Raw genomic sequence first — 9,352 nt, forward strand, 5'->3', positions numbered from 1 at the left:
TCCAAAGAACTATCGCACTTAATAAAGATATTATCTTTATCTTGGTATTCTTATTTAATATTTCTATCATTTGAATAATTCTCTAGTTCATCTATTTTTATCCACTTAACACCACTATTTTCGTCTAGCTTAGCTTCAGTATGACTACTTTCATCTGCTACTAAAGCATATGATATACAGAAGTGGAGATGTCCACTTACAAATTTTCCTCTTTTTATATGTGGAACAACAGGTAAAATATCTATAGCTATTATATTTTCATCCAAAACACCTATATCTTTTACTCCTGTTTCTTCTTTTGCTTCTTTAATCGCTACTTTTAATAAATCATCTTCCCCATCAGCATGTCCACCAGTCCATGACCATGTATTGTAGATATTATGGTGAACCATAAGTATTTTGTCTAAGTTTTTATTAAAAATAAGCCCCGAACTAGTCATATGTGCATATTCATTTTCTCTATAAAGTACATCATTATTTTTTTCTATAAAATTTAAAATTAGTTTCTTATCGTTTTGCTCTTGTTCGTTTATCGGTTCAAAATTTTTTATCGCTTGTATATAATTCAAAGTAAAGCCTCCTACATAATATGATTATATATTAATTATATTATGTAGGAGACTTTACTAATAAAAAAATAAGTGCAGATTATCAAATAAATTTTATTTAATCATCTGCACTTATAATATTACAAACTTCAGTTATATTATATATATCTTATTTGTATAATATAGAATTTACGTACTTTACTATATTATTTAGTTTGATTATCTTATAATAAAATAATTTTTAACTTAAACCTAGTCTAACATTAATTTTAAATGCTCTTGTAATATGTGTATTCCTATTTTGTTTTCGCCACCTCTAGGAATTATTATATCAGCATATTTTTTAGAAGGTTCTACAAATTGCTCATGCATTGGTTTTACAGTAGTTACATATTGATTTAAAACTGATTCTACTGTTCTTCCTCTTTCTTGTGTATCTCTTAATATACGTCTCATTAATCTTTCATCAGCATCAGTATCAACGAATACTTTTATATCCATTAAATCTCTAAGTCTTGGATCTTCTAGTATTAATATACCTTCTAGTATTATAACTTTTTTAGGATGAACTTCTACAACTTCTTTCGCTCTTGTATGTTGAGTGTAGTCGTAAACAGGTCTGTATATCATTTCACCTGATTTTAATTTTTTAACGTCTTCTATCATTTTATCTGTGTCGAATGATGATGGATGGTCATAGTTTAATTTAACTCTTTCTTCCATAGTTTTATCATCATTTGATAGATAATAATTGTCATGACTTATTAGTTCAATGTCATTTTGAAATAACTCTTTTATGTTATTTACAATAGTAGTTTTCCCTGAAGCAGAACCACCTGCTATACCTACTATACATATATCTTTTTTCATTCTGCACACCTACTCGTTCTTATTTATTTTTAACTTATAATTTATATTATATTTTAAAACATATTATTTCTATAATATCTTATATAAAATTACTTTTCAATAGCCTTTAAAGAATTTACAATTTTTATTTTAAATAAGTTAAAAAAATATATATTTATCAATAAAAAAAGTAGCTGGCATCCATATTAATACCAACTACTTTTTTATTAGAAGTATTTATTTAAGATTAAAATATTCTTCTAAAGTTATATCTCTATCTTTTAATGCATAACTTATTTCTGTTCCTACATATCTATAATGCCAAGGCTCAAATTTATATCCTGTTATATCAATTTTATCCTTTGGATATCTCAATATAAATCCATATTTATATGCATTTTCATTAAGCCATTTATATTGTTCTGTATCTTCAAATTTTTCATTTGAAGATGTTTCTTGATCTTCTCCATTCAAATCAAAAGCAAGACCAGTTTGATGTTCGCTATATCCTGGTTTTGCAGAAAATGTATCTACATTTTTCCTTTCTTTTTTATATGATTCATATACCCAATTTTGAACAGCATAACTTCTATATCTGCTTACTATATGAAACCATGCTCCATCTTTTTCAGCATCTTTTTGCATTTTTTCAAATGCCTCTGTAGCCTCATCATACAATTCTTGATTGTCCTTATATGTATAATTTTCATCTAAACCATATTTTTTATTAACAATTATAGTTCCATTTACATTATACGCCCCATTTTTATCTTTAGATGGTTTTATTTTCTTAGCTTCTTTTTTTACCTTTGTCTTCTCTGATTTTTCTTGATTTGCTTCTTTTACTTTTTCATTTATATCACTATAAACAACTTTATCATTAAATAAATTATTTATATTGATATTTGTCATAAAAACCCCAGCTCCTAAAACAATAGAAAAACCTGTTATCATTCCTATTTTCTTTATACTATTCATATTAATATCTCCTACCCCTCATTTACTAATAATCTTTTTATATTGTATTTTGATTATTTATAAATAATTTTTATATGGAGTATCTATATCTGCTTCTTATAATTCATCATTTATAATGAAATTTTATATTGTATACTATGTGCATCTGTATTTACTTAGATACTTAATTATTCTAATTAATTACTCACTTTCTAGTATACCATTTTATTCCATATTTTTCTCTTGTTTTTTTAATTATCGACTTATTTTTGTTATTATTGAGTTTTTACTTATCTTTAAATGTCTTATAATAACTTATTTTGATATTTTTGTATAATGAAAATCATTATCATAACAAAGGCAAAAAATATGCAGCTACCTTTTATATTATATATATAAGATTAGTTTATATAAATATAAACTAATCTACAATACCATAAATAATGTACCTGCTGTAATTAAAATTGAGCCTATTATTGATTTCATTGTGAATTGCTCGTGTAAAAATGTAAATGCCAAAATTAAAGTAATTACCACACTTAATTTATCAATTGGAACAACTTTTGATGCATCTCCTATCTGTAATGCTTTGTAGTAACATAGCCAAGATGCTCCTGTAGCAAGACCTGATAAAATTAAAAACGTCCAACTCTTTTTACTAATCTCCACAATACCACTTTGCGTATTGGTTAAAAATACCATTGCCCATGCCATAACAAGAACTACTACTGTTCTTATTGCAGTTGCTAAGTTTGAATTTACACCATCAATCCCAACCTTTGCAAGAATAGAAGTTAATGCTGCAAATACAGATGATAAAATCGCAAATACTAACCACATATTTTCCACCCCCTTATTCATATAATTCTAATTCAATTATACCAAAATAATCAATATGATCCAAATATTATTATACCTAACTTTACTTGAAAATAAATTAGGAGATAAGCTATAATTCTATCTCCTAATTTATCTTTATTAAACTGTATTTTAGATAATTAAAATCAATTTATTTCTTATACTTTAAGAAGGAATTTATTCTAATATTTTTATATAACTACTTCAGACTCGTCTTCTTGAGCATATTCATCATCAAATTCAGCATCTTTTACTCCTAAAATCCCAATTATTAAGAATACTGCTGATGCAATAGCCATTCCAACAAATGATGCAGACATCCCTTCTAGTTGTGCTAAATTAGAATCTATAGCTGTAGAGTTAGAAGCAACAGAAGTCATTATCCCTACAAATACTACACTTCCAATTGCACCTGCAATTGTTCTAAGTGTGTTTATAAGTGCTGTCCCATGTGATGTTAAACTATTTTCAATATTATTAACTCCCCATGTCATAATAGGTGTAAGTATACATCCTATTGCTGCATAACGGAATATATTTAAAATACATGCCCACCATATAGATGTTTCTATTGTAATTCGACTCATTCCTGCGCTTCCTATGAATAATAATATAGCACTTGATATATATAATTTTCTTATACCTAATTTATCATATATCTTTCCTGCTATAGGACTTAATACTGCCATTACAATAGCTCCTGGCAATGTTACAAATCCTGAAATTGTTGCAGAATAACCTTTTATAGTTTGTACATACAATGGCAACATCACAGAAGATCCAAGAACAATAAAGTAAAGTAATATACTTCCGATTAAAGACATTGTAAAAATTTTATTTTTAACTAATCTAATTTCTAAAAATGGCTCTTCTAGTTTTAACTGTTTTCGTAAAAATAATATCATTCCTAATATTCCAATACTTGATAAAATAATAAAATTCATACTCTTCCAATTCCCACCTGAAATACTACCAACCATCAAGGTTATACCACCAAAACCACAAATACTATAAATAAATGAAGCAATATCTAGTTTTTGATTCTTCGTTTCTAAAACGTTTTCGAACACAAAAACAGATACTATAAATGATATAATCGCTATAACTAGAACTAATACAAAGAACATTCTCCAACCAACACTATCTGAAATAATTCCTGCTAATGTTGGTGAAATCACTGGAGCTACTCCTACTGATAATCCATACCACCCCATAGCTGTTCCTCTTTTTTCAGCAGGGAAAATTGTCAACGCAATAACTTGAGTCATTGCTGTTAATATACCTGCTCCACATGCCTGTATAAGACGACCTAATAACATAATTTCAAATTTTGTCGCAAATATACAGAAGATTAAACCTACTATAAACAATCCAATAGAAACGATATATAATTTCTTTGTCGAAATAGTATTAATCAAATATGCCGTTAAAGGCATCATAATCCCCATTACTAGTGAATATGAACTCGTAAGCCATTGTCCCATTGCAGCATCAATATTAAACGAATCCATTACTGATGATAAAATAGTTGTTAACGCAGTTGAAAGCATAGTCGAAACAATACACCCTATGAGAACGTTAACAAATATGATGTTTCTCTTCCTTTCACTTAATTCCAATCCCATAATTCCTTTTTCCTCCCAACAATTGTAAATAACATAAATTATTATATTATACAAATAATACCACTGTCAATTTAGGTTACCTTTCTTGTAAGTAATCAAAACAAAAAAACTCCCGTAAATGGGAGTTTTTATTTTAATTAATATAAACATATATATTAACTTTAATTTATTTATAATTGGATATTTGCTTTTAGTTATCAGCTTTTGATAACCATGCCACATTTTCAACATGAACACTATGTGGGAACATGTCCACAGGTTGAATCTCATGACATTTATATCCTCTTTCATTTAAGTAAGCTAAATCTCTTGCAAGAGTAGATGGATTACATGAAACATAAACCACTCTATCTGGTTGCATCGAAATTATCGTATCTAGTACTTTTTCATCGCACCCTTTTCTTGGCGGGTCGACAACTACTACATTAGCTCTTTTTCCTTCTTTATACATCTTTGGAACGACTTCTTCAGCCTTTCCAACATAGAACTCGACATTATCCATGTTATTTATCTTAGCGTTTCTCTTAGCGTCTTTTATTGCGTCTTCTACTATTTCTATTCCGTATACCTTCTTAGCCTTTTGTGCTAAGAATAATGATATAGTACCTATTCCACAATAAATATCAAATACTGTGTCATTTTCGCCTAAATTTGCATATTCTAAAGCTTTATTGTATAAAACTTCAGTTTGAAGTGGATTAACTTGGAAGAACGATAATGGTGATATTTCAAATACTAATTCACCTATATAGTCTCTAATCATTCCATCTCCATAAGCAACTATATTTTCTTTTCCTAAAATAACATTAGTTTTTTGTGTATTAACATTTACAACAAGAGTTTTAAATCCAGGTATATTTTCTTTTAAAACTGATGCTAATTCTTTTAAATATGGTAGTTTCTTACCGTTAGCAACTAAAACGATCATCACTTCACCTGTAGTAAATCCAACTTTAGTTACTACATGTCTTAATAAACCTTTATGTGTTTTTTCATCATAAATACTTACATTATAGGCTCTAATATAAGTTTTTATTATTTTTATTATTTTATCATTTACTTCATGTTGTATTATACATTCATCAGTCGATATCAAGTCATGACTTTTCTTTTTATAAAATCCTATAACAGGCATATTGTCTTTCTTTTGAATTGGAAATTGAGCTTTATTTCTATATCTAAAAGGATGTTCCATTCCTAGAGTGTCGTGAATCACAACGTCATCTAGTTTACCAATCCTACTTATAACTTGTTTTACTTCGTTTGTTTTTATATCAAGCTGTTTTTGATAGTCTAATTCTTGAATTTGGCATCCACCACACTGTCTAAGATTTTCGCTACATTTTCTAGCTACTCTAAATGGTGATTTTTCAATTATTTCTATCATATCTCCAACAGCATAATTTTTTTTAGATTTTGTAATTTTAACTTTTATTTTATCCTGTACAAGTCCACCATCGACAAATACAGTAAAACCTTCGTATTTTCCAATTCCTACGCCACCTTGACCTATATCTACTATATCTACTATATATTCTTTATTTTTTGATAACATAGGTTCCCTTTTCCTCCGAACAATTTTTTTTGACTTCAAAAATTTATTTTACCAAAAAAATAAGGACTTATAAAGTCCTTAAATAAATAAATCTTTATTTTTAAATCCAAAATATAATTGGAAACATGCTACTACAAGTAATAATATACCTCCGACAAAACCGACATATATTAATTTTTCAGACATTGATTGACTTAATCCCGAATCAACAATAGCCTTTACATATGTATCAAAATCTCCCATTGCTTGTATTCCGTATCTAATCCATGTAGCTGCCGTCATAATCGCAACCGGTATTACACTCATACTCATATAAAATCCATTTATTGATCTCTTTTTACATCCTCTTACACCTAGGAATATTGGTACTAAAAATATAAGTGGTAATATATAACCGTAAAACTGAGGTGTAAATGCCATAAATAATGCTGATGTTAAATAGAAACTAAGAAGATAATATTTTAGTTTATTTGTTTTACCTTCAAAGTCCATTAAAGATGCTTTTAAATATCTTATATAAATAGGAATATCATTTGCTACATTGTCTACATGTTTTCCGCCTCTGATATCTTTAAGAAGTTCATTCCCCTTTTTATTTAATTGGTTATACTGTGTCGTAAAATAATCTGGTAATTCTAAGTCTTTATATTGTGCATTTAATTTGTCTAAATCAGATAAATACTTACCTTTTTGTCTATCTTTAAGGCCTTTTAATTTTTTAATTTCTTTGCTTAGATTATTAATTGTTAATGCTACTGTATTTGAACCCAATTAATACACCCCCTCTGTTTAAATATATAACCTTTTTATGAATACAATTTAAATATATCCGTAATATAAGTATAATTCCTTCTAATTAAAATTTAAATAAAACTTTTAAAAATATGTGTTATAAAAAAACCCCACAAAGTTTTTGTAGGGTTTTCTTTTTTAATTAATTATGTCACTTTAAAGTGTCATTATTATGCTCTATTGCCAACTATTTTCTTTAAAGCTATTCCAGCTGTTCCTAATATAGCAACCCAAACAATACCTAAAAATGTATATGCTGCACCTGTCATGATAATTCACCATCCTTTATTTATTAAACACGACTAAGTAATTATTTTAATGCAACTAAGCATTTGCTTTGTTAGATTCTATTTCATCTTTATATTTACGTTTGATAGCTCTATATGTTTGTGCAAATCCAATTATTAATACTACTACAACAACTAATCTTGCTGCATTTACCCAAGGAGCCATATATTCAATTCCTTCGATATATGATGGAGTGATTTTAAAGTTACCAGCTGTCCAGTAGTCTTTTGTGAATATTGCTAAGAATACTATTATACAAATTGGTGTTAAGAATTGATGGAATACTCTATAGAACCATTTTGGTACATGCCATAATCCACCTCTGTTCATTTCTTCTAGACCTTCATCTTTAACTAACCAAGCAAGTGTTATAACTTCTAATAATCCAAGAACTATTAGTAAGTAGTTACCTATCCAGTTATCTACTTCTGTGAAGTAAACTAAGTTAGCTTCTCCAGTTATTATACCTTCAGCAGCTATTGGAGCACCAACGATTAAGTATAATATGAATATTACTATAGCACCTTTCTTTCTTTCTACGCCTAATTCTTCTTCTAGTAATGCAACTAAGTAGTTGTACATTGCTATTGCAGATGTAAATCCTGCAAAGAATAATAAGAAGAACCAAACTGCACCAAATATTCTACCACCAGCCATTGTAGTAAATACATTTGGTAATGCCATAAATGCTAAACCTATACTACCTTTGATACCTTCTGGTCCAAGGAATGCATAAGAAATAGGTATAACAGATGTACCAGCTAATATAACTTCTGCAAATTCATTTAATGCTACTGTTGCTACAGAAGCTGTTACTATATCTTCATCTGGTTGTAGGTATGATGCGTAGTTACAAATTATACCCATTCCTAAAGATAACGTAAAGAATATTTGACCTGTAGCAGTAACTATTGAAGCTGATGTTAACTGACTTAAGTCTGGATTCCAAACGAAATTTAAACCTTTCATAGATGACCAATCTGGATTTACAGGAGCGCCTAATGTTACGGCTCTTACTGCTAATATGATACCAAATACATATATAGCTGGCATCATTACTTTAGCCCAAGCTTCTATACCTTCAGATACACCTTTCATAACTGCCCATCCTAAAGATGCTAAACCTATAATCCAGAATATTAAGTTTTTAGGATCAGTGACATAGTTTACAAAGAATGCTCCAGAATCTACACCTACATATCCACCAGTTAATGAATTAACTGCATATCCTAATGACCAACCTATGATATGAGTGTAATATGAGTTAACTAATACAGTTACCCCAAAACCTATTGCTCCGCATACAGAACCTAATATAATTGCTTTTTTCGGAGATATAGCTTTTCTAGCTTGTATATATACCATTGGACCTACTGTACCATGTCCATGAGCACCACCATAACGTCCTATTGCCCATTCGACTAACATTGTAGGTAAACCTATAACGATTAGTGCGAAGAAATATGGAATCATGAATGCTCCACCACCATTAGTGGCTGCTATATATGGGAAACGCCAGAAGTTACCAAGTCCAACTGCATTCCCTGCCATCGCAAGAATCAGACCTATCTTCGAACCCCATTGATCTCTGTTTTGATTATCTGCCATCTTTTACCCCTCCTTTGTTAAATATTATGACCTAAACAAAACAAATATAACTTAAATAAATCAGAAATATAATTTCAATTTAATAAAACATTAATGCTATATTTATATCCAAATTTAGTCTATTATCGTATTATAAGTTTTAATATTTTATTAAATTTTCTGACTATTTATTTTATAAAGAGGGCCACTAAATTTAAAGCATCTGCTACATTAGTGGCCCTCTTTATAAAATAATAGTATCATCATTTTTTATAAATTTCAATAATTATTTG

The 9,352-nt window shown here is 28.6% G+C and carries 8 protein-coding genes; all 8 read right to left on the minus strand.

Annotated elements, in window-relative coordinates; all coding sequences use genetic code 11:
- Positions 1-50 precede the first annotated feature (50 nt).
- The 8 genes from I4U58_RS10580 to I4U58_RS10615 all read right to left on the minus strand — a co-directional run bounded on the left by I4U58_RS10580 (position 51) and on the right by I4U58_RS10615 (position 9,080).
- Positions 51-569: an NUDIX hydrolase gene (locus tag I4U58_RS10580; protein ID WP_195931313.1), complete on the minus strand. Its 519-nt coding sequence runs from the start codon at positions 567-569 to the stop codon at positions 51-53.
- A gap of 231 nt (positions 570-800) precedes the next feature.
- Positions 801-1,418, minus strand: coding sequence for a uridine kinase (gene udk, locus I4U58_RS10585; RefSeq protein WP_195931314.1), 618 nt, complete (start codon positions 1,416-1,418; stop codon positions 801-803).
- A gap of 216 nt (positions 1,419-1,634) precedes the next feature.
- Entirely contained in the window at positions 1,635-2,375 is a 741-nt protein-coding gene (locus I4U58_RS10590; RefSeq protein WP_195931315.1) for a M15 family metallopeptidase, read from the minus strand.
- 405 nt (positions 2,376-2,780) lie between these two features.
- A complete protein-coding gene (locus I4U58_RS10595; protein ID WP_195931316.1) occupies positions 2,781-3,194 on the minus strand; it encodes an EamA family transporter in 414 nt (137 codons plus the stop codon).
- A 209-nt stretch (positions 3,195-3,403) separates the two neighbouring features.
- Positions 3,404-4,837, minus strand: coding sequence for an MDR family MFS transporter (locus I4U58_RS10600; protein WP_195931317.1), 1,434 nt, complete (start codon positions 4,835-4,837; stop codon positions 3,404-3,406).
- 190 nt (positions 4,838-5,027) lie between these two features.
- The gene (rlmD, locus tag I4U58_RS10605; RefSeq protein ID WP_195931318.1) at positions 5,028-6,392 is read right to left on the minus strand and encodes a 23S rRNA (uracil(1939)-C(5))-methyltransferase RlmD; all 1,365 of its coding nucleotides are present in this window, start codon (positions 6,390-6,392) and stop codon (positions 5,028-5,030) included.
- 78 nt (positions 6,393-6,470) lie between these two features.
- Positions 6,471-7,163, minus strand: a complete 693-nt coding sequence (locus I4U58_RS10610; protein ID WP_195931319.1) for a hypothetical protein — start codon at positions 7,161-7,163, stop codon at positions 6,471-6,473.
- A gap of 345 nt (positions 7,164-7,508) precedes the next feature.
- Positions 7,509-9,080, minus strand: coding sequence for a sodium-dependent transporter (locus I4U58_RS10615; protein WP_195931320.1), 1,572 nt, complete (start codon positions 9,078-9,080; stop codon positions 7,509-7,511).
- Positions 9,081-9,352 lie beyond the last annotated feature (272 nt).

The organism is Clostridium sp. 1001270J_160509_D11, from assembly GCF_015667935.1.
In the GTDB taxonomy this organism is placed as follows: Bacteria; Bacillota; Clostridia; order Peptostreptococcales; family Peptostreptococcaceae; genus Intestinibacter.